Annotated in this window: 22 protein-coding genes; 15 read left to right on the forward strand and 7 right to left on the reverse strand. The window is 55.0% G+C overall.

Annotation, left to right across the window (positions count from 1 at the left end; genetic code table 11):
- Positions 1-37 precede the first annotated feature (37 nt).
- From EDD77_RS02775 to EDD77_RS02785, 3 genes are all read left to right on the forward strand, one after another.
- Positions 38-229, forward strand: coding sequence for a hypothetical protein (locus EDD77_RS02775; RefSeq protein WP_132587297.1), 192 nt, complete (start codon positions 38-40; stop codon positions 227-229).
- A 162-nt stretch (positions 230-391) separates the two neighbouring features.
- Positions 392-1,276, forward strand: coding sequence for a mechanosensitive ion channel family protein (locus tag EDD77_RS02780; protein ID WP_058962744.1), 885 nt, complete (start codon positions 392-394; stop codon positions 1,274-1,276).
- Between the two features lie 36 nt (positions 1,277-1,312).
- Positions 1,313-2,389, forward strand: coding sequence for a hypothetical protein (locus EDD77_RS02785; protein WP_058962743.1), 1,077 nt, complete (start codon positions 1,313-1,315; stop codon positions 2,387-2,389).
- Between the two features lie 143 nt (positions 2,390-2,532).
- Here the strand turns inward: EDD77_RS02785 and EDD77_RS02790 are convergent, their stop codons facing one another.
- Positions 2,533-2,748, reverse strand: coding sequence for a hypothetical protein (locus EDD77_RS02790; protein WP_058962742.1), 216 nt, complete (start codon positions 2,746-2,748; stop codon positions 2,533-2,535).
- Positions 2,749-2,956: 208 nt separating this feature from the next.
- On the opposite strand from EDD77_RS02790, the gene EDD77_RS02795 reads away from it, so the two are divergent.
- From EDD77_RS02795 to EDD77_RS02805, 3 genes are all read left to right on the forward strand, one after another.
- Complete coding sequence (locus EDD77_RS02795; RefSeq protein WP_242868284.1) at positions 2,957-3,796, forward strand: class I SAM-dependent methyltransferase; 840 nt, start codon at positions 2,957-2,959, stop codon at positions 3,794-3,796.
- A gap of 203 nt (positions 3,797-3,999) precedes the next feature.
- Positions 4,000-4,755: a TraX family protein gene (locus EDD77_RS02800; protein ID WP_058962740.1), complete on the forward strand. Its 756-nt coding sequence runs from the start codon at positions 4,000-4,002 to the stop codon at positions 4,753-4,755.
- Positions 4,756-4,904: 149 nt separating this feature from the next.
- Entirely contained in the window at positions 4,905-5,573 is a 669-nt protein-coding gene (locus EDD77_RS02805; protein ID WP_058962739.1) for a lysoplasmalogenase, read from the forward strand.
- Between the two features lie 103 nt (positions 5,574-5,676).
- Here EDD77_RS02805 and EDD77_RS17980 read toward each other — a convergent pair whose 3' ends face one another.
- On the reverse strand, positions 5,677-6,039 hold the full coding sequence (locus EDD77_RS17980) for a hypothetical protein (protein ID WP_156417366.1): 363 nt from the start codon (positions 6,037-6,039) through the stop codon (positions 5,677-5,679).
- A 147-nt stretch (positions 6,040-6,186) separates the two neighbouring features.
- A complete protein-coding gene (locus EDD77_RS02815; protein WP_132587298.1) occupies positions 6,187-6,600 on the reverse strand; it encodes a hypothetical protein in 414 nt (137 codons plus the stop codon).
- A 305-nt stretch (positions 6,601-6,905) separates the two neighbouring features.
- On the opposite strand from EDD77_RS02815, the gene EDD77_RS02820 reads away from it, so the two are divergent.
- Positions 6,906-8,897 carry a glycogen synthase gene (locus EDD77_RS02820; RefSeq protein WP_341439305.1) on the forward strand — a complete coding sequence of 664 codons (1,992 nt, stop codon included), beginning with the start codon at positions 6,906-6,908 and terminating at the stop codon, positions 8,895-8,897.
- A 171-nt stretch (positions 8,898-9,068) separates the two neighbouring features.
- Here the strand turns inward: EDD77_RS02820 and EDD77_RS02825 are convergent, their stop codons facing one another.
- From EDD77_RS02825 to EDD77_RS02835, 4 genes are all read right to left on the reverse strand, one after another.
- On the reverse strand, positions 9,069-9,527 hold the full coding sequence (locus EDD77_RS02825; RefSeq protein WP_058962737.1) for a hypothetical protein: 459 nt from the start codon (positions 9,525-9,527) through the stop codon (positions 9,069-9,071).
- A gap of 17 nt (positions 9,528-9,544) precedes the next feature.
- Complete coding sequence (locus EDD77_RS02830; protein ID WP_058962736.1) at positions 9,545-10,765, reverse strand: AfsR/SARP family transcriptional regulator; 1,221 nt, start codon at positions 10,763-10,765, stop codon at positions 9,545-9,547.
- Complete coding sequence (locus EDD77_RS17985; RefSeq protein ID WP_147625417.1) at positions 10,762-10,992, reverse strand: hypothetical protein; 231 nt, start codon at positions 10,990-10,992, stop codon at positions 10,762-10,764. The genes EDD77_RS02830 and EDD77_RS17985 overlap by 4 nt, the downstream gene beginning before the upstream one ends.
- Before the next feature lie 111 nt (positions 10,993-11,103).
- A complete protein-coding gene (locus EDD77_RS02835) occupies positions 11,104-11,958 on the reverse strand; it encodes a tyrosine-type recombinase/integrase (protein ID WP_058962735.1) in 855 nt (284 codons plus the stop codon).
- A 256-nt stretch (positions 11,959-12,214) separates the two neighbouring features.
- On the opposite strand from EDD77_RS02835, the gene EDD77_RS02840 reads away from it, so the two are divergent.
- From EDD77_RS02840 to EDD77_RS02875, 8 genes are all read left to right on the forward strand, one after another.
- Positions 12,215-12,736 (forward strand): hypothetical protein, encoded by a 522-nt coding sequence (locus tag EDD77_RS02840; RefSeq protein ID WP_077138443.1) that lies wholly within the window; start codon positions 12,215-12,217, stop codon positions 12,734-12,736.
- Positions 12,726-17,129: a Cna B-type domain-containing protein gene (locus EDD77_RS02845; protein WP_058962734.1), complete on the forward strand. Its 4,404-nt coding sequence runs from the start codon at positions 12,726-12,728 to the stop codon at positions 17,127-17,129. The genes EDD77_RS02840 and EDD77_RS02845 overlap by 11 nt, the downstream gene beginning before the upstream one ends.
- Positions 17,130-17,150: 21 nt before the next feature.
- Positions 17,151-17,771, forward strand: a complete 621-nt coding sequence (locus tag EDD77_RS02850; protein ID WP_058962733.1) for a hypothetical protein — start codon at positions 17,151-17,153, stop codon at positions 17,769-17,771.
- A gap of 49 nt (positions 17,772-17,820) precedes the next feature.
- Positions 17,821-18,339, forward strand: a complete 519-nt coding sequence (locus EDD77_RS02855) for a signal peptidase I (protein ID WP_058962732.1) — start codon at positions 17,821-17,823, stop codon at positions 18,337-18,339.
- A gap of 152 nt (positions 18,340-18,491) precedes the next feature.
- Positions 18,492-19,229: a SipW-dependent-type signal peptide-containing protein gene (locus EDD77_RS02860; RefSeq protein WP_172733306.1), complete on the forward strand. Its 738-nt coding sequence runs from the start codon at positions 18,492-18,494 to the stop codon at positions 19,227-19,229.
- 126 nt (positions 19,230-19,355) lie between these two features.
- Complete coding sequence (locus EDD77_RS02865) at positions 19,356-20,126, forward strand: hypothetical protein (RefSeq protein ID WP_058962730.1); 771 nt, start codon at positions 19,356-19,358, stop codon at positions 20,124-20,126.
- Between the two features lie 41 nt (positions 20,127-20,167).
- Positions 20,168-20,851, forward strand: a complete 684-nt coding sequence (locus tag EDD77_RS02870) for a SipW-dependent-type signal peptide-containing protein (protein WP_058962729.1) — start codon at positions 20,168-20,170, stop codon at positions 20,849-20,851.
- 44 nt (positions 20,852-20,895) lie between these two features.
- Positions 20,896-21,290, forward strand: a 395-nt coding sequence (locus tag EDD77_RS02875) for a signal peptidase I (RefSeq protein WP_132587299.1), incomplete at its 3' end; no start/stop codon positions are given.

The following is a 21,290-nucleotide window of genomic DNA, read 5'->3' on the forward strand; positions in this document are numbered from 1 at the left end:
GAAAAATGAATGATATGCCCGGCGGTATGTGCTCCTGGTGATTTATGATGTGCTGGACGGCGAGAGGGTGACTTACCAAAAGGGAGAGGAGACCATTGTGGCCAAAGCGGAGGCATACGGTAATCCCAGCACCTTTTCCATCTCTGCTGAGGAGCAGGAGATGGGTACCGAGCTGAAGGTCACCCTGCTGCAGCCCTGCGAGGGCTTGTCCAAACAGGGAAAAGAGTGAGCCATAACCGCCGTGGCGGATCGTACGGTATCTGGAAAACGAGCTTTTGATACACAGCAGCGTGGTCCAGATCACCAGCGACTGCTGGTCACTCCGCCTGACCATCCATCGGGGCCGTCCCACACAAGCACACAGCATTGTCAGAAAGGAAGGAAACAAACGATGAAAGAAAAACAAAGCATTATTAAGTTCCTGATTCTGGCGGTCATCCTGGCAGTGGCCCTGACCGCCGGCTTTGCCACTGGTGCCATGAAAACGGCGGCCCTGACCGCCGACTGGACCCTCAGCCTGAGGGCTATCCTGCGTCTGGCGGCCATGGCGGCAGGGGTGCTGCTGGCGGAGTGGGTGGCGGAGTTCTTCTTGACCCTCTGCAAGCCCAGGACCCACCGGGCCCGGTCCATCCTCTCCATCACCCGTAGCCTCCTGCGCTATGCCGCAGCCATTGTCATCCTCTGCTGTGGTCTACACCTCCTGGGTGTGAATATTCTGGCTATTGTGGCCAGCCTGGGTGTTTTGGCCTTAATCGTCGGCTTTGCCGCCGACAGCATCATCGCCGACCTGGTCACGGGCGTGTTCATCCTCTTTGATAGCCAGTACAATGTGGGGGACATCATAGAGGTGGACGGCTTCCGGGGCGTGGTGACGGACATCGGCATCCGCACCACCTCTATCACCGACGCCAGCGAGAACATCAAGATTGTAAACAATGCGGATATGCGGAACATCCTCAACCGTTCCGACCACGTGTCCAAGTCCTTTTGCGACATCTCCATCCCCTATACCTGTGATCTGGAGGCACTGGAGGAGAAATTCCCGTCCCTGCTGGAGGAGATCCGGCAGAAGCGTGCGGACGTCATGTTGGACACGCCGGTCTACCTGGGGGTGCAGCAGCTGGCTGACAGCGCCGTGGTGCTGCGTTTCTGCGTGGACGTGAAAGAAAAGGACATCTATGGCGGTGCGCGGATCCTCAATCGGGATCTGCTCTTGGGCCTGCGCCAGCTGGGTGTGGAGTGCCCCTTCCCCCAGCTGGACGTCCACTCTATGTGAGCCATGGGCGGGCAGAATCTGCGGAACGCGCCGCCGATGGAGCGGAGCGCACCGCCAAAGGAATGGAAACTTCCCCCGGAGTTCATCCTGCCCTGGGAGCCTGGCGTCCCGGAGGAGCCCCGCCCCGGGGCGGAGGCGGCCCCGCTTCCCCCGGAGTTTCAGGGCGGCGGCAGGGGTGCGCCCCGGAATCGGGAGCGCCGGCGGGGCTGGCGGATACTGGCCTCCGTCGCCATGGCCCTTCTGTTGACAGTAGCGGCCGCCGTCCCGGCAGCGGAGCTCCCCTCTCCCGAGCCGCCGACGTCAGCCGGGGACCCGCTCCCCACGGTGCCGCCGGAGACCACGCCTCCGGGCGGAGAGGAAAGCCCCGGCCCAGTCCAGACGCCGGAACCCATCACTTTTTTCTCGGCCATGATGAACGGATCCGAGGGTTTTTTGCAGGTGGCCTTCCCGGAGCCAGAGACCATTGCCTCGGCCAAGGTCACCCAGTTTGACACCATCACCCAGCGTCCTTTTTATGAGGATACTTTCGGTGAGGGCATCCCCCGGGCGGACATCGATGCCGGGCTGTATACCGCTTTCTATGTGGTTTATCCCCCGGATTTCGACGACTACTGGGCAGAGGCGGGGGCGGACACCTACCCCACCTTTGAGATGCGTCTGACGGTGGAACGGGTAAATGGGGAAACGGAGACCTACACCGCTGCCGACTTGGGCCGATGCCCCCAGCTGCGGGGAGAGTATGATGAAACAACCAACACCGTGACGATGAAGGTCTGGTGGGACGACGGGGAGGACTTCCCACAGGTGGTGCCCGTCGCGCCGGAGCAGGCCGAGGGCGACACCCTAAGCGTCACCGTCTATGTGGACGGGGAGCCCCTGCCGCCGGAGGCCTATGCCCTGAGCCAGGTGCGCGAGGAATCCCAGTACTCCACCTCGGACAATCCAGATGTGCTTCTGACGAGATACACCTACATCACCGTGGCCACCGCCTCCCTGCCCCAGCCTCTGGCTGCGGAGTCCGCCCTGAGCTGCGCCGTCCACATGACCCTCTCCGGCCAGCCTTTTACCTATAGTCTGCCTATCAGCACTGCCCCGAGGGACATCTACTGGTAAGTTTTTATGATGAGTAATTTGTATCAACTGAGTCCAGTGTTTCATCGGACAAAGGCATCCGATATTGGTGTGGTCGACTCCATGGCCTTTGCAAAAGCGCATATGCATATGAAAAGGCAGGTATTGCCGTCGCAATACCTGCCCTAGTGGCAAACGGTATAATGCTGCTCGGCATCCAGCACCGCATCGGTATCCTCCAGTGGGCAGTCACCGGCAAACAGTTCCATACAGCCTTGCTGCTCCAGTTCCATGAGCCTGCGAAGGATCTGGTCATATTGGCGGTAGGAACCGTTGAGAGGCTCTTTCGTCTGTGCCGCCAGCGGGCCGCAGATGGGGCAGATGAGATTCTCCTTTTCCATCGGTATCCCTCCTTACTTTATGATCTCCTGTTCCAGATTCATAGTATCACGGTTCGCGTGAAATATCATCTCGACATTTTACGGATTTGAAATATCTTTTTTGTTAAGCCATGCCAACAAACCGGTCAACCATTGGTTGGCCGGTTTTTCTGTACATGGATATAAAATGTTTCGGGGTATTTTCGGGCGTTGATGAGAGCTTGAACTAGTGACTACCGGTTTTCGGCTCTTTTTTGCGTTTAGCATCGGGAAGCGACACTGTTCCCATAAGCAATTCCGGAGGAATAGCATGAGTGAATTAAAACAAAACTATTATGGCAGCCTGTGTACTGAAATGTACGAAATCTTACATGAACAGGCGCCACAGGACGAATTGAATTTTTATCTTTCCTATGCAGAAAAGGGAAAGAAAATCCTGGAACCCCTTTGCGGCAGCGGACGGTTTCTGGTTCCGTTTTTAAAGCGTGGCTTTGACATCAGCGGGATGGATTTGTCAGGAGAAATGCTGGCGAAATTAAAACAGAAAGCGCCGGACGCAAAAGCGATACAGGCGGACATCATCAACTATGCCGTACAGGAACAGTTTGATTATATTTTTATTCCCTCCGGCTCCGTCTCACTGTTTACAGACATGGGGATGTGCCAGAGAATTTTGCAGAAGATGAAAGAATTGCTGGCTCCCGGCGGGAAATTTGTGTTTGCAGTGGATACCGTCTTTGACCGATGTGAAGAGGACAGCGACTACAAAGTAAATGTTTCGGTGAAGACAAAAGAGGGGTATGACTTGGTCCTGAAAGGGAAAAACCACTACGACGAAAAAAGTCAGACGCAGTTTTCCCCGTCCATTTACGAACTCTATCACGGAGCAGAATTGCTGCAAAGTGAAACCATGGATTTTCAGACACACCTGTACCGATACGGGGAGATGGACGAATATCTGCGGGGGTGCGGCTTTAAGAGCATATCCGTCTATTCCAATTATCAGAAAGAACCCGCTGTCAATGACCAGTGCGAAATGTTTATCTATGAGTGCAGCCAGGCACTTTGAGGGATTGGCCGCCTTGTCTGCCCGTTCAGCGGGACGGAGGGCGGCGGTCAGGGCCGGGAAGAAACCCGGTCATTTCAGCTTTGACGGTTGCCCGCTGTTCCGCCACGCATAAATCGAACAGTATGGAAACAGGGAGCCGCCTGCTGTCATGCCGCTGTATTCCAATCATAACGCATAAGAGAGAAATGAAGGAAGCTGATCATTTGGAAAAGAAAAAATTGGGGATAACCTCGTTTGGTCTGCATGTTTTTGCCATGGTGTTCATGCTGCTGGACCATTTATGGGCGACGCTTTTGACCGACCAGCACTGGATGACAAACGTTGGAAGGCTGGCGTTCCCGATCTTTGCGTTTCTGATCGCGGAAGGATATTTCCGTACCCGAAATGTTAAAAAATACATGGGCAGATTGTTTGTTTTTGCTCTCATCTCGGAAATTCCGTTTAACCTTATGACAGGGGGCGGATGGTTCTATCCGTATCATCAGAATGTATTATGGACGTTCCTGATCGCGATTGTGTGCATGATCGGCATCGATAAAGCAAAGGCAAGCGGCAGGAATATCGCGGTAAAAATTATATGGATCCTCCTGATCGTGTTTGGAGGATGGCTCGCGGGAACGATCACCTTTGTGGACTATTATGGCTTTGGCGTCCTGACGGTTCTCACCTTCTATGCGTTCCATGGGAAAAGATGGTGGGATTATTTCGCCCAGATAATTATTTTGTATTATATCAATGTGGAATTGCTGGGAGGATTGTATTTCGAAGTAAATATATTCGGCGTCACATTGGAGATTGTGCAGCAGGGGCTTGCGCTGCTGGCGCTGCCGATTATCTGGCTGTACAACGGAGAACGTGGATATCACAAAAAATGGTGGCAATATTTTTGCTATGCGTTTTATCCCCTGCACATGCTGGTGCTGTACCTCGTTTTTCTGCTGTATGTTACGCTTCATTGATGAAAGGGGCATGGTTCCGGCAGAGCCCGGAAACCGGGGCTTCGCAGGGTATCCAAAGGCCATGCCGGATTTTTGGGCAGGGCATAAATTGACGGCCGGGCGTTTTTTTCCTATACTGAAGGTGGAATAATGCAAGGGGGGCGCGGCCTATGCGCATACCGTACATCGTGGGAATGGGAGCGGCCTACACCGCCGCTTTGTGGCTGCTGATTCGGCGGCTGCGCCTGCCGGGTCGGGGCTATCTGCCCGAAAAAACACTGTGCAGCCTTCTGTTTGTGGCGGTGGCGGCGGTGTGCGCTGCCCTGGGCAGCCGTCCCGAAGCCTTCTGGCGATTGCTGCCGGCGCTGCTGTGCTGTGTGGCGGGGGATGTGGTGCTGGCGCTCTACAACAACCTGCGCCGTCCGGGCCTGTTCCTGGCCGGGCTGGGGGCCTTTCTGGCCGGACACACCCTGTTTGTGTGGGGCCTGTGCCGGCTGCAGCCCATGGGCTGGCCGGTGCCGCTGGCCGCGGTGCTGGGGGCCGGCAGTGCGGTGGTGCTGTCCGGCATGCCGGGAATGCACACCGGGCGGATGCGCCCCTGGGTGGTGCTTTACGCAGCCTTTGTCTCGGCGCTGCTGGGCAAGGGGCTGCAGTTGGCGTTCGGTATGGGCCAGCCCTGGTGCTTTCTGGTGCTGGCCGGGGCGGTGCTGTTCTGGATCTCGGATCTATTGATCCTGTTTTTGTATTTTTACCCTTCCAGGCATCCTGCCGTGCACATCGCCAATCTTCTGACCTACTACTATGCCATGTTTCTGATCGCGGTCAGCCTTGCGTTCTGAAATTTGTCAAAGACAGAGCGCCAAGCCGATCAACCAGTGGTTGGCCGGCTTTTGTATCCGAAAGAAAAAGAACGGTGGGGTTTATGGAGGAAGGAAAATGACGTTAGAGCAACTTGTGGCGCCCTGCGGAATGAATTGCGCTTTGCGCCAGGCCTATCAGGGCAAGGGGCTTGCCTGCAATGGATGCGGCCATGGCGGAGAAAGAAAAGCCTGCCGGAACTGCTCCATTCAAAAATGCGCAGGCAAGAAAGCCTTTTGCTTTGAATGTGCCGTATACCCGTGTAAAAGGCTGAAAGCACTGGACAAACGGTACCGCACAAAATACCACATGAGCATGCTGGAAAACCTTGCATTCAGGCAAATGGGCTGGAAACATTTGTGCGGCGGCAGAATGAGCGGTATCGCTGCAGCCGGTGCGGAAAGCTGCGGACGGTGCATCAGGATTACTGTATTCACTGCGCAGCAACAGACAGAGCAGCTGGGATAAAACGGAAAAAATAGAATTGGCGCCATGCGGCGGATTTCACAAAGCAGAAAAGACGGACGGCTGATGGGCCCGTCCGTCTTTTTTGGATTGCCTGCCTTTTTTTCAAAACATACTCTGGCCAGGAATTTATCCGGCTTTTCCCAGGCGGGAATAGTAAAACGTCAGAGCAAAAGTGGCCAGGCAAACAAGGGCATCCGTTCCCGTCATGGATGGCCCGATGATACGCAGCCGGTCCATGAAGGTTATGGTGATGAAGATCAGCAGGGCACTGGCTGCGCCGGAGACAAACAGCAGCCTGCCGGAAAGCCCGGGCCGGAACAGAGCAAGCAGAATTCCGCAAAGCCCGGCCGTAATATTCAGACCAAACAGCAAAGGTAAAGGGTGTGCTGCATGGGGGCGGGCTCCTTTTCCCGAAGGGAAAAACGGTGGGTGTGGCGGGCAGCGGCCCGCATCTTCTGTTCCCAGTATACCTGCCGCCGGGCGAAAAAGCGGTTGGCTGACCAACAAAATCCGGGGTGAAATCTGTGTCTGCTCTGCCAAAATAAAACTTTATTTGGCTGAAATGCCGCCCGGCAATTGCAATTCCGACGGGAATATGCTAACTTTTTTATAGGGCAACACCGCACAACGCACGGCTGACGCCTCAGGGCGGCGCATCACGCCGGACGGCTCCGACGTGCTCCGCCACCGGAAATGATGCGGTATTGCCACAGGAACCCGGGAGTGCGCTCTGTCGTGCTCCCATGCCGGCGCCCTTTTCAGGAACGGGCCGAAGGGGGAGCCTTAGGGGAGGCCCGTGCATCCCGCGCCGTCGGTACGATCACCATTTGAAAGGAAGAGTTGTTGTGGCACAGAAAAAAGCGCAGTCCAATCCGAAAAAGACCGCCGAAGCAAAAGGTGCTTCGACTTCCGCTAAAAAAACGGCGGAGCCTGTGAAAGCGGTTCCCGCCAAGAGTGAACCCGTGACCAAAACCGAGCCCGCCGCCAAGGCGGAGCCCGCCAAGAAAGCCGAGCCCGCCGCCAAGGCGGAGCCTGCCAAGAAAGCTGAGCCCGCCGCCAAGGCGGAATCCGCCAAGAAAGCCGAGCCCGCCGCCAAGGCAGAGCCTGTAAAGAAGGCCGAGCCCGCCGCCAAGGCAGAGCCCGCCGAAAAGGCGGAGCCCGCTGTTAAGGCGGAGCCCGCCAAAAAGACAAAGACCGCTGCCAAAAAGCCTGCGGCGAAAAAGGCAAAGCCTGCTGCCAAGAAGGCGGAGACCGAAGCCAAAAAGCCTGTGGCCGAAGAGGCAAAGCCCGCCGAGCCCGTGGCTGAGGTAGCCGCACCGGTGGCCGAGCAGCCTGCCGCTCCCGTGGCGGAGCCCGCACCCGCTCAGCCCCAGTACGACACCCCCCGCAGAAGCGTGGCCTTCATCGGCTCCGAGTGCCATCCCTTCGTCAAGACCGGCGGCCTGGGCGATGTGATGTACGCGCTGCCCCGCGAGCTGGTGAATCAGAACTGCGACGTGCGGGTCATCCTGCCCCGCTACGCCTGCATCCCGCAGAAGTATCAGGACAAGATGGTCTACCGGGGCGAATTCTACATGGATCTGGGCGAGACCGGCCGCAGCTACTATGTGGGCATCATGGAGTACATCTGCGACGGCGTGGTCTACGACTTCATCGACAATCAGGAGTTCTTCACCGATGGCAACCCCTATGTGAGCCTGGTGGACGACATTCCCAAGTACTGCTTCTTCAGCAAGGCCGCGCTGGCTGCGCTGAATTACATGAACTGGATTCCCGACGTGATCCACTGCCACGACTGGCAGGCCGCGCTGGTGCCGGTGTATCTGCGCACCCTGTTCAAGGATTCTCCGGTGGGCCGAGCCAAGACCGTGCTCACCATCCATAACCTGCGGTTCCAGGGCATCTACAACATTCCCACCATCCGCTACTGGAGCGGCCTGCCCGCCGAGGTGTTCAACATGGGCGCTCTGCAGCAGGCCTGGCGGGACGCCAACATGCTCAAGGGCGGCCTGGCCTACGCCGACCGGATCACCACCGTGAGCAACACCTACGCCTGGGAGATCCAGACCCCGGAATACGGCGAGCAGCTGGAGGACCACCTGCGCTACCACAGCTACAAGCTGCGGGGCATCGTGAACGGCATCGACTACGGCATGTGGAACCCGGCCACCGACCCGGCCCTGGCGGTGAACTACGACATCACCAACGTGCTGGAGCGCAAGCCCCAGAACAAGCTGGCTCTGCAGAAGGAGCTGGGCCTTGTGGAGGACGAGGGCAAGCTGGTGGTTGGCCTGATCTCCCGCCTGACCAACCAGAAGGGCCTGGATCTGGTGAACGCCATCGTGCCCCAGATCATGGACGGCAACACCCAGGTGGTGGTGCTGGGCACCGGCGACAAGGAATATGAAGACACCTTCCGCTATTACGAGAACGCCTACAAGGGCATGTTCAGCGCCTGCATCCAGTACGACGAAGCCCGCGCCCACCGGATCTACGCCGGTGCGGACGTGCTGCTGGTACCCTCCCGCTTCGAGCCCTGCGGCCTGACCCAGCTGAACGCCATGCACTACGGCACCCTGCCCATCGTGCGCGAGACCGGCGGCCTGAAGGACACCGTTCAGCCCTACAACGTGTTCAACGGCGAGGGCAACGGCTTCACCTTCGACCGGTACGACGCCGGCCTTCTGCTGGACGCCATCAACCGGGCCAAGACCGAATACTTCACCAGCCGCTACCACTGGGACGAGGTGGTTCAGCGGGATATGGCCAAGGACGTTTCCTGGGCAAACTCCGCCCGCCAGTACAAGGATCTGTATCTGGAGCTCACTCCCTGGTAATCAAAACCCACAAAACCGCGCCGCCTTCGCTGCGGCCGGAAATCACAAAAAGGCAGGCGCCGATCGGGCGCCTGCCTTTTTGTGTGCGGAAGAATCCGCGCAGAAGAAAAAACGCCGGACGCGGGGCAATGCCCGCGCATCCGGCGAATTATCTGGAAAGAAAAGGGCTGCTCAGGCCATGTATTCCCGCATCAGGTGCAGCAGCTCGATGTCGCTGCGGAAGCTCTGGCGGCCGGCGGGCGTTTCGCCCCGGTCGGGCACGATGATCCGCCCCTGCATGCTCTGATTCTGGCGGTAGAGAATCTCGATGGTAAAATGCCCCAGCTTGCGGGCGGTCACCGGCTGGGCCGGAACCAGACGCAGCGGGTTGGCTGACCCGGAGCCGAAGCTGTTCATCCGGTCGGTGCGCACCGGGCGGCCCAGCTCGTCGCACAGGGTGTCCAGCAGGGCGGTCAGGTGGGCAAAGCTGGAAAAGGCAAAGGGCGGCACGCTGCCGCACAGCGGAATCGCCACACCGGCGAAGCTGTCCTGTTCGGGGCCGGTCACCTGAATCAGCACGCTCACCGGGCCGTAGCCGCAGAAGTGGCCGATGGGTTCGTTGTTGGGGCAGATGCTGTAAAAATCGTTCATAGGGCTCACACTCTTTCTTATTGGGGCTGCCATATTCCGCTGTTGGGGAAGGGCATGTCGGTTTCCACGGTTTGCAGGGAATGGCGCAGCGCCACCCCGCGCACCGGCTGCTGCCGGTAGCGGGACTGAATGCGCTGATCCACAATTTCGCAGTTTTCCCGGTCGGTGCCGATGAGCAGCACCAGAAACCGGTCCCGCCCGTGCTGGGTGAAGGCGTCGCCCCGGCGCAGGCTGTCGTGAATCGCGCCGGACAGAAGCGGCGCGGCCTGGGCGATCTTCTCGGTGTCGGTGAGGGCGTGGCCCTTGGGGTCCACCAGCCAGTACAGCAGCAGGCAGGCGCTCTGGCCGGTGCGCTCGATCATGCGGCAGCACATGCGGTATACGTCGATGAAGCTGGGGTAGCTGCAATAGTAGGCGCCCCGCTGGTGCTCGGCCTCCCGCAGCTGGTTGTTCAGCTCAAAGATGGTCTCGTGGCTGTCCTGATTGGCAAGGCTCAGCAGCTGGAACCGGCGGGTCAGCTCGGCGCTGGGCTTCACCACAAAATCCTCGGTCAGGGTGCGGATGGCCTGGTCGTATATCTGCTTTGCCTCCTGGTACCGCTCCAGATTCATCAGGCAGTCGATGCGCAGGCAGAAAAATTCCTCCAGCGGATGCAGCGAGCTTGCCCGGGTGGCAATGCCCAGCAGCTGTTCCCACTGGCCCCGCTCCGGCAGCAGCCGGGTGAGGGAATCCAGGCAGTTGAAATAGTCCATCCGGTATTTGGCGGCGGTGGTCACGGCCCAGTCGTCCATGGCCAGATGGGGCAGAAAGTCGCCGGAATACAGCCGCTCCGCCTCCAAAAGAAGCTCCAGCCGCTGCTCGTCGTCCGCCGCCTGGGCGGCCTGGGTCAGGCAGTCCTCAAAGCGGGCCACATCGGTGAGGATGGGCACCGGGCAGGTGAGGGTATACTGGTTACTCTTCAGCTGCACGCCCACCTCGCCGGGCAGCGCGGCCTTTTTCAGCCGGCGGCGCAGCTGGGAGATGGTCACGTTCAGATTGTTGGCCGGGTCGCTGGTGGAATCGTCCACGAAGAAGGCGTCCATCAACGTGTTGCGGGAAACGCCCGCCGGGTACCGGAACAAAAGAAATTGCAGCACCCGCATGGCCTTGGTGGTGCAGTTGTCCAGCAAAAGCGACTGGCCGTTCACCCAGACGGAGAACTCGCCGAATAATTTAACATAGATGGTATCCTGTGTCATTGTTGCGCATCACCTCCGGCAGCGGGACAGCCGCAGAAAATCGAAAACAGTGAAGCGCGCACAACAAAATAACTATTTTGTTGTTTGAATTTCCTACTTAAGAAAGGTGGATCAGCCGACTCCCCCAGAAAAAGCCGCAAATACCCCATATCCGTCCGCATCAGGCCGATTTCCACCAAGCCGAGGTTCAAAGGGATAAACATCGGCCTGTTTTTTTGCGTCTTCATTTCAGATTAACCGGGAGGAAGAAGCGGAATTACTTGAAAAGAAACCGGATATGCTCTATTATTTTATATAGAAATAAAGCAACTGCCGGTGGGGCAACAACAAAATAGTTATTATGTGACAAGCAGCCCCAGCTGTTCGATCTGGCGGGCGTGAATCAGCCCGCTTTCCATGGTGTAGATGCGGGTGGTGGCGGTGCTGGCGTGGCCCAGCAGGTCGGCCAGACGCACCAGATCGTGCTGGGCGGCGTAGTAGGTGCGGGCGAACAGATGCCGCAGATTGTGGGGGAACACCTTCCGGGCGCCAACCCCCGCCGCGCGGCACAGCTCCTTCATGGCGCGCCAGATATTGCTTCGGTCCAGCGGGTGGCCGGTTCGGGTGGTGAACACCGGGCCGGCCGCCTTTTTTTGTCCCGTCAGATACCGCCGCAGCGTCTGGCACAGCTGGCGGGGCAGAAAAACCGTGCGCCGTTTGCCCTTGTTGTTCACCTGGGCGTAGCCCCGCTCCACCGCCTGCACGGTGATGAATTGCAGCTCGCTCACCCGGATGCCGGTGGAGCAGATGGTCTGCAGCACCAGCGCCAGCCGGATGTCGCCCCGGCGGCGGGCCGTCTGCACCAGCCGCAGATACTCTGCCCTGGTCAGCTCCCGGTCCCGGCAGCAGAACATCTGCCGCTGGATGCGCAGCGGCCGCAGCCGCAGCTGAGAAAGCCCGGCATACACCAGATACCCGTTCACCGCTGCCAGCATGGAATTCACCGTGGCGGGGGCGTAGCGCTCGCCCAGCTGGGCCTTCCAGGCCAGCAGAGCGGTTTTGGTCAGCGGGCGGCCCGCCAGAAATGTTTGCAGGCTGTCAAGATCCCGGCGGTATTTCTTCAGGGTGCTCCGGCTGCGCTCCCGCTCGGCAAGCCAGCCAAGATACCCCCGCACCCGACGTGGGGTGAGCGCGGTGTTTTTCGAGTTGGGCAAAATCGATCCTTCCTTTCCTTATTAATATGGTTTCAATCCTATTTTACAATATCCCCGGTTAAGGTACGGTGATTCTGGCAGATAAATGTGAATAAAATAAAACCCTCGGTGCGCTTTTTACCCAAAAAAGCTGCCGGGGGTTTTGTCTGCTTAAAAAAAGATGAAATTTTTGTGCCGGTTTTTAAGTGGATTTTAAGTGCCGTGTGGGATAGTATGCTCAAAGCTTTGAGGAAGACGAGGTGAAGAGCATTTGAACATGGAAGGTTTCCATTCCGGGGCGCCGAACCTGTGCCGCGTGTGCGTGGACGCATGGGCGGGCGGCGAAGTGACCGGCAGGCTCTATCACTGTTATTCCAGGCAGCCGGAGCCCATCTGCCGCACCAGCGACGTGCTGGACAGCATCGACCGCCTGTGCGACCGGCTGAATTATCCGGCCAGAACCCAGCAGCCCAGGCACTTCGGCCCGGCAAAGCCGAAGCCGCAGACCACACAGAAGAAGGTGGAACCGCAGATGACAAGACAGGAGCTTGCCGAACAGAAAGGAAAGATGGCCACCTTTGTGGTGCATGTGATGTACCGCCAGCATTCCACCTGGCAGGGCAGCGTGACCTGGGCCGAAACGGGAGAGAAAGCGAATTTCCGCAGCGCGCTGGAGCTGATCAAGCTGATGGACAGCGCGGTGGACGCGACCCTGGAAGACGAGTCACCCCCGCAGGACGAGACAAATCTTGCACAACCAACGAATCCGGTTAGGGAGGAAACAGACTATGAAACATAAAATGTGGAGCCGTTTACTGAGCATGGTGCTGGCCGTGATGATGATCACCAGCATCGTGCCCACCAGCGCCTTTGCCGAGGCGGCCAGCGAGATCGCGGCCAGCAGCCAGGCAGTGGCCGAGGTTGTTGAACAGACCGAGGAAGTGACCCTGCCGGAGGATACCACCACCGAGGAGCCCGCCGCAGAGACTCCTGCCCAGGAGCCTGCCGCAGAGACTCCGGCCGAGGAGCCCGCCGGCGAGCCCGTACCCACCGCGGAGCCGGTGGCCGAGCCCACTGCCGAGCCTGCCACCGAGAACGAGCAGCCCACCGCCGAGCCCACCCAGGCCCCGGCTGAGACTGCTGTGCCCAGCGAGCAGCCCAGCGCCGAGCCCACTGCGGCTCCCGAAGGCACCGAGACTCCCGAGGCCACCGCTGTGCCCAGCGCCACTCCCGCGCCCAGCGAGAGCCCGCTGCCCAGCGAGAGCCCTGTGCCCAGTGAGACCCCGGTTCCCACCGAGACCCCCGAGGCCACTGAAGAGCCTGTGGCGATGAATGAGGAAGCCTACGAGACCACCGCCGATGTGGAAAACGCGGATATCACCGTGACCGTGAACGTGCCTGCAGGTGCGCTGCCTGTGGATGCCGAGCTGAAGGCTGATTTGATTGCGGAAGAGACCGAAGAATTCGCGCAGGCCCAGGCCGCTCTGGACGAGCAGCAGGTGGAATACGACGGCATGATCGCACTGGACATCCGCTTTGAGCTGAACGGCGAGGAGATCGAGCCCCTGTACCCGGTGGAAGTGACCATCGACGCGAAGGCCATGCTGCCCGAGAACGTGGATCCTGAAACCGTGACTGTGCAGCACCTGAAAGAGGATGAAAGCGGTGAAGTGGTCGCCGTGGAGACTGTGGCGGATGCCACCGAGGAAACCGGCGACGTGACCGTGGCAGCCACCCAGACCGAGGAAGCGGCCATGGATATGGCCAGCACCTTCGCGGTGGATGGATTCTCGACCTTTACCGTTGCCTATGGCCTGCTGGCAGCTCCCCGGGCGAATAATGGTGTGAGTCTCCGACTGGTGTACAGCGAAGAAGATGAGGAAGATGAAGAAGAAACCTTTGGCGTGCAGTTAAAGGATGAAGCTGGGCAAACGCTGGTTCTGGAAGAAAATACTACCATTACGGTAGAATTTAAGAAAGAAGACAAGACAATTAAATTCAGTGATATGGTTGTCGGAGACAAGCGGGTTACATCTGACGGAAAAATCATTGGATTAGTTACGGGAACGTCAATCAAAACCATCGAAATTAACGGAGTAAAATACGAGTATGATCGCGCGATAGATCCTAATAACAATACTGCAGAAGGAGTGCAATACCAAGGAAATAATACATGGAAGTACAAAATTGCTGACAATAACTTTAGGAATTTAGAAAACAACACCATCACGTTCGTATATGAGAAGCAGGCCAGCACGGAGAGACCTGACTTTGCGCCGATTCAGACAGTCGATACCAACGCAAAAGGTATTGATTTGAAGCTGTTCAACTACAATGCACAGATCAATGGCGGAAGTAAATCTGACGAGGTGTCTGACGATCGCGCTCTGACCTTCAAAAACGATGGTAAAGGTGTAGATGGCACAAACAAAAAGAAAAAGGGTGATAAGCCTGTTGGCTGGCTGGAAGCAGATCAATATCCGGTAAAATCCTATCCGTCTGGCATTGTTCAGGAGGAATTGGGCGATGACGGATTCCCTGTGACAAGCGAAGAAAGTGTGGATGGTGGCCGTTCCATTGGCTACTTGTTTGGCAAAAAGGATTGTGGAATATATACCGATGCGGTAACGGAATATCCTGCCAACTATCTGTTCACCTATGATCCCAACACCGGCTACTACGAATACGACAGTGCCAAGAACGCGGCAAACTATGATGAGAATCAGAAGCGTTTCTATGTTTACGATTACAAGGAGGCGGCGAATACAAAATCCGGCCGGGACAATGATGGAAGCTTCCTGCCCTTCAACAATGCGCAGGCCGTTGATGTAGAGGGAAGCTGGAGTGATAGAAAGTTCCTGTTTGATGAAAACACTGTTGACTACTGGTTTGGCATGAGCATGACTGCTGAATTTATCCAGCCGAAGGACGGTAAAGTGAATGACCAGGATATGGTGTTTGAATTCACCGGCGACGATGACGTATGGGTCTTCATCGATGGAAAACTGGTTCTGGATCTGGGCGGTGTGCATGGCGCTGTGAGTGGTTCCATCAATTTCGCAACCGGCCAAGTAATTGCGGATGACGAAGTCGATGCCAAACACAGTTTTGCCCCCTTCGACGACTACAGCAAACATACCATTGAGTATTTCTATCTGGAGCGCGGCGGCGACGTGGCAAACTGCCACATCCGGTTCAACCTGCCTACAATTCCCACAGAGGATTTTGCGGTTGCAAAACAGTTAACGGGAACTAATGAAACGATTACAAATGAAAGTGATTTTACATTCAAACTGATTAATGGGACGACCAATAATCCGGAAACGAGTGTCCCCTTCAAAGTTTACAACTTGAATGATTGGACACAATCACCTTCAACTGCAGTGTCTACGAGAAGTGATCATACCTCTAGTGAAGGAATTTTTGTACTTGGACCGAACGAAGTAGCAGTATTTGAAGGCAAGATTACTGCCGGTGGAGGGAGTAATCAGTACCGTGTACAGGAAGTAACAGAAGATATTGAGGAATACCTGGAGAATGTTTACATCAACAATCAGCCAGCTGGAGTTTCCAATCCGAGTGCTGAAGTTGGTGTTGGAAGCAATTTCTTGGTTTTCAACAACTGGGCGAAAAATACGAATACCTATAATCTGACCCTGACCAAGGAATGGACTACGGACGAAGATGAATTTGCAGGTACTGTTCCTTTTGGAAAAGTAGAGGTTTTGGTTCAGCAGTATTATAAAGTTACTTCCGGATCAACCACTAATGATAGGGAATTGAACCGATACAAAATAACGTTAACTCCTAATAATGGTTGGTCGGGATCGTATGCCGGACAAGTATATGATTATTCTGTATTCCGGGCACTTGAAGAAACAGTTTACAGTGTAAATGGCCAGAAAATGGTGGTATACACGTATGATGTTGAAACTGAGAGTTGGTCGACGAAATATCAAAATGGCTATACAGAGGCCGATCTATTGGGTTGGCATGTAGGTGATTTTACGTTCACGAGAGACTATGGTACAGCAGAAATTAGCGATTTAGTCAAAGTGCCGGAAAAAAACAATCAGAAGTTTATCCTTCCTGGCAATGGTTTAGTGGTATTAAATAAAGCTAATCAATATCGCATTTGGATGCCGTATATGGAGTACCTAAACGAAGCTGCGCGAACTGCAATTAAAAATAGTCTTAACGATGAATATGGGGGCGTTATTTTCTTGGATGAAGACAGTGGTTCAACACTGGGGAACGCGGTAATTAATTATCAGAGCGACGGAACAATTTATCTGGATTTTACAGGTCAAAACTACTGGTCGATGTTCTTTTATGGGCCAGTCGTATTTACGAATCAGATGGTTTCGGCTTCTATGACCAACGTGTTGGATACTGACTTTGAAACCAAAGTGGATGTTGAAAAAGTTTGGGATGACGACGCCGATTCCAGCAAGCGCCCTGGAAGCATCACTGTAGAGCTTCTGAAAAATGGAGAATCCTTCACGCCCGCCAAACAACTTATACTTAATGCATCTTCTTGGAAAGGCAGTTTCACCAATCTGGATAAGTACAACGATGACGGTACTTTGATTCAATATACGGTGAAAGAGGTTGAGGTAGAAGGATACAAAGCTACCATTAATGGCGATATGCAGACCGGCTTTGTCATTACCAATACGCCAATAGATGTAACCGGCAAGCTCAAAATTTTCAAGGATATTGATGACAAAGTGTTGGGCGGCGGCAAGGATGTGTTCAACTTCCGCATCGACAAGATGGATGGTGCTACTGTTGAGAAGACCTGGTACATGCATGTGGATGGCAAGGGCTATGCCTATGTGAACGGCACCGAGCAGAGTGATGCCGAAAAATTCATCGAACTGCCTGCCGGTGATTACACGGTTACCGAATTGGATAACATCAACTATACGTTTAAGGACGTAAGTGCGACCAAAGACGGTCAAAACACCGGTACTGTGAATAAAGAGAATCACAGCATCACAGTGAAAGTTGGCGATGATGAAATTACGCAGGTCACCTTCACCAACACTCCGGAGCCGACCAATGTGCCCAGTGACGGCAGCGCTGTGATCAATGGTATGCAGAAGAATGATGATAACAAGTTTACTCTGACCTTCGAACAGAAGAAGGAGCTTGGCCAAACAGTTTCCCAAACTACCACCAGCAACTAAACCGGAAAGGAGCGATGAAACATGAAAAAGTTTTTTAAAACCCATGCGAAACTGTGCATCGCCGTTCTGGCTCTGGCGCTGGTCACGGTGGGCGGCACGCTGGCTTTGATGGTGACTTCTCCAAAAGCTCTCCTCAACAACTTCACCGCTGCAAGCATCGACACGGAGATCAATGAAGTAGTGGGTGAGGGAACCAAACAGGTATCCATCACCAACAAAGGCCCCTCCGATGCCTACGTCCGCGCCCGGATCATGGTATCCGGCGTGGAGAACGGCCAGGTGCAGATCGTGAAAACGACAGAGGAAGCGAATACCGAGGCGGAAAAAAAACCTGACAAGGTCTATCTGGTGATGCAGAACAGCGCAACCTGGCAGCAGGCTGCAGGCGAAGATGAGAAGGATGACTTCTACTATTATCTGGGCGTTGTAAAGCCAGACGAGCCCACCGAAAATCTTCTGGAAAAAGTTGTGTTTGGCAAGGATCTGCAGAACGATGAATTCCTCGCCGGATTCAACATCACCGTCTATCACGAGAGTGTGCTGGCGATCAATAAGCCTGCAACGTCCGATGGAAAGGTTACTCTGGAAATGGTGACGGATTCCTTCAAAAACGCTGTGCCCACAACGAACCCTGGCACCTGATCCCCGCACAGAGCGGGACACGCAAAAAATCTTTCAAGGAGCTTAATGCATGCTTCAAAAAATTTGTGGCTTCTTTTCAACCATCCTGATGGTGGTGCTGCTTGCGCTGGCTGCGGTGCTCATTGTGCCCGTGATTCTGGGCTACACGGAGCTGGCCGTGCTTACCGGCAGCATGCAGCCCACCATCCCGGTGGGAAGCCTGATCTATGTAAAAGAGGTGGAGCCTTCCACCCTGCAGGTGGGCGATGTGGTCACCTATCAGCTGGAAGGCGACACCATGGTCACCCACCGGGTGGTGGAAGTCAACCCGGACGAAGGCTATCTGGTTACCCAGGGCGACGCGAACGAAGACCCGGACGGCCAGATCACCTTCGACCGGATCGTTGGAAAAATGGATTTTCATCTGCCGTATCTTGGCTATATCAGCATGAACATCCGAACCAAAACCGGCATTTTTGCCATCTGCGGAACGCTGATTGCGATTATTCTGCTTACTTTTATCCCCGAAATTTTCTCCAATGATGAGGAAGAGGAAGAAAAAACCGAACCGGCAAAAAAACAAAATTGAAGGGCGGTTTTTTAAGCGGGCTTTAAGTCTTGCATGGTAGGATAGTGGCAGTTCAGAAACAGCGTTTCTGGAAACAGACAAAGGAAGAACACGGACGCAGCGGCGCCCGGTATACACCAAAGGAGGAAACAATTATGAAAAAGAAAAAACTCATGATGGCGGTTGTGTCTGCCTCTCTGGTAGGTGTGGTTGCCATCGGCGGCACCCTGGCTTATCTGAGCGATAAGTCCAAGACCGTAACCAACACCTTCAATGTTGGAAAGGGCTATGTGGATGACAATAAGCACGTCGGTTTGTGGCTGGACGAGACCAAAAAGACCGGTGATGAGAATCCTACTGAAATCGACCCGGTGAACCGCACCGAGGAAGGCGTGGATTACGAGGAAATGCTGCCCGGCAGCGTGGTGGCCAAAGACCCCACCTTCCACCTGACTACCGGTTCTACTGATAGTTATGTGTTTGCTTTGGTGAACGGTGTGGATGAAATGATTGCGGATGGCTATTACTTTACTGTGAATAAGCCCGAAAAGCTGGCCGATCCGGTGAATGCTTTCAATAGCGAAAATTGGCAGAAGGTCTATGGTGATGAAGGAACCTTTGACGGTTTGTACATCTACTTTGACGGTACTGACAATATTGTTGAAGGTGGTAAGTTGGCCGTAATGGGCGAGGATGGTGAGGTTAAAGAACCTGCTGTTCCTGCGGATACGATGGTGTCCCTGTTCAACTGGGTAAAGCTGGGCAGCAATGTGGACGATGATGCTTTTGCAGAAGTGGATCCGGGCGAAGTTATTATCAGTGGTGCAGCAGTTCAGAGCGATAACCTGACTCCGGAAGAGGCGCAGTTTGAAGCTTGGAAGACGCTTACCGGTGCGGAAGTGCTGGGCTGAGTAAGAAATACTCAATACAGAGTCTGCCCGAAGAAGTTCTTTTAGCTGAAAATACCTCTCAAATGTACATACCGTCTACGATGCATCTGAGACGGATAAATAAAATCAGAAAAAGGAGACGCAATCATGAAACGTAAAAATATGGCAACCATGGCAACCTGCATCGCTCTGGTAGGCGCAGTAGCAGTTGGCGGTACTCTGGCCCTGCTGAGCACCGGCCCCAAGACCCTGAACAATACCTTTACGGTGGGCAGCGATTTCGACGATACTGATTTTCTGCTGAAGGAGAACAATGCTACCCAGCAGTTCATCTCCACGGACGACTACAATTATGGTAGCTATATAAAGGGTAGTGATGTAATTGTAGGTAATGAAGCCGGTAGTACGGGTGTTCGATACGATAACATTGTGGCTGATACCACTTTGGACAAAAATCCCTGGTTTGAGTTGGACAAAGACGCGAATGATAAGGCAACCATCCCGGACGCATGGATCGTTGCGAAGATTGATGGCTTGACTGAACTGAATGGTAAAGGAATTACCATTGATGAAAACAGTGAAAGCACTGGTTGGAAAGTGGTAACTGTTTCTACGAATCCGAAGACCCAGAAAAAAACCTATACATTGGGTGCTGATGTGAACAGCACCAATTTGGTGGATGGTGCCTATTTTGTGTACACAACTAAGCTGGATGCTGATAGTGAAACCAACTATAAAACCAATCCGCTGTTTACCAAGCTGTATGCTGATTCTAATGTTGAGTCTTTGAACACGGAATTTGATTTAACTGTAACTGGTGTTGCGGTTCAGGCGCTGAAAGGTGATACAGTTATGGACAATGACACTCTTCAGGCTGTAATGGAAGCGCTGCCTGCTGGCTTTATTAACGCAAAATAAAGAACGACGACAGACAACTCTAAGATTAAGAGGTACATACCATGAAGCATAAAAGATTTTTGACCGGTGCGATCAGTCTGGCGCTGGTTGCCGTGGTCAGCGTGGGTGCTACCTTGGCTTATTTCACCGACAAAACGGAAACTGCCGAGAATGTGTTCACCACCGGCAAGGTGAAAATTGAACTGATCGACCGCCTGCCCAGTGATTACGAGGCAACGAAGGACGATCACACCTGGAAGGCTGTGGACAACGGCGATAATTCCGGCATCACCTACAACGAAGTGCTGCCCGGCGACTATCTGCAAAAGGAAGTTGGCTTCAGCACCGCAGCGGACTCCAACGATTGCTATGTGGCCATCCGTGTGGAGACCGAGGTGACCAGCCTGCCCCACGCCAACGGCAAGCTGACCGAGCCCGCTGTGGCCGCTCAGCTGAGCGATTTGATCCGTGAACAGGTGGAAGAAGCCAACGGAAGTGCTTGGATCGCGGAATACAGCGTCCGTGAGCCCGGTGTTGTGACCTATTTCTTCCGCACCGCGGTTCCCGCCGGAACCGAGAACGTGCTGCTGTTTGACGGCATCCAGATCCCCGGCGAAGAGTGGGGCAACGAGTATGCCGACATGGCGTTCAACGTGAAGGTTCAGGCGGCTGCCATCCAGGCGGACAACACCACTCTGGACACTCTGATGGACATGAGCTGGGATGAGCTGACTTCTCTGGAGTAAGCTTCAAGGAAAACACCGACAATTAAACGAAAGGGGCGGCGGCCATGAAAGCAAAGGCGCTGAGTGCCGTGGCTACGGTACTTCTGCTGGCGGTAATGGCCGTCGCCCTTCCTTTCAGCGTACCAAAACTATTTGGATATCAGATTTACAACGTATTGACCCAAAGTATGGAACCGGCAATGCCGGTGGGCAGCGCAATCTATGTGAAGCGCTGCGACCCCCAGGCCCTCAGGCAGGGCGAGATCATCACCTACCGGCTCAGCGAGGCAACGGGCCTAGTGCAGACGCATCGGGTGGTGGAAAACGACACGCAGGCGAAGCAGCTGATCACAAAGGGCGACGCAAACGCCCTGCCGGATGTGGATCCGGTGAGCTACGAGCGTGTGGTCGGAAAAGTGGTCGTATGCATCCCGGTGCTGGGCACAGTGTCGGAGATGCT

The sequence above is a fragment of the Allofournierella massiliensis genome (assembly GCF_004345265.1).
In the GTDB taxonomy this organism is placed as follows: Bacteria; Bacillota; Clostridia; order Oscillospirales; family Ruminococcaceae; genus Allofournierella; species Allofournierella massiliensis.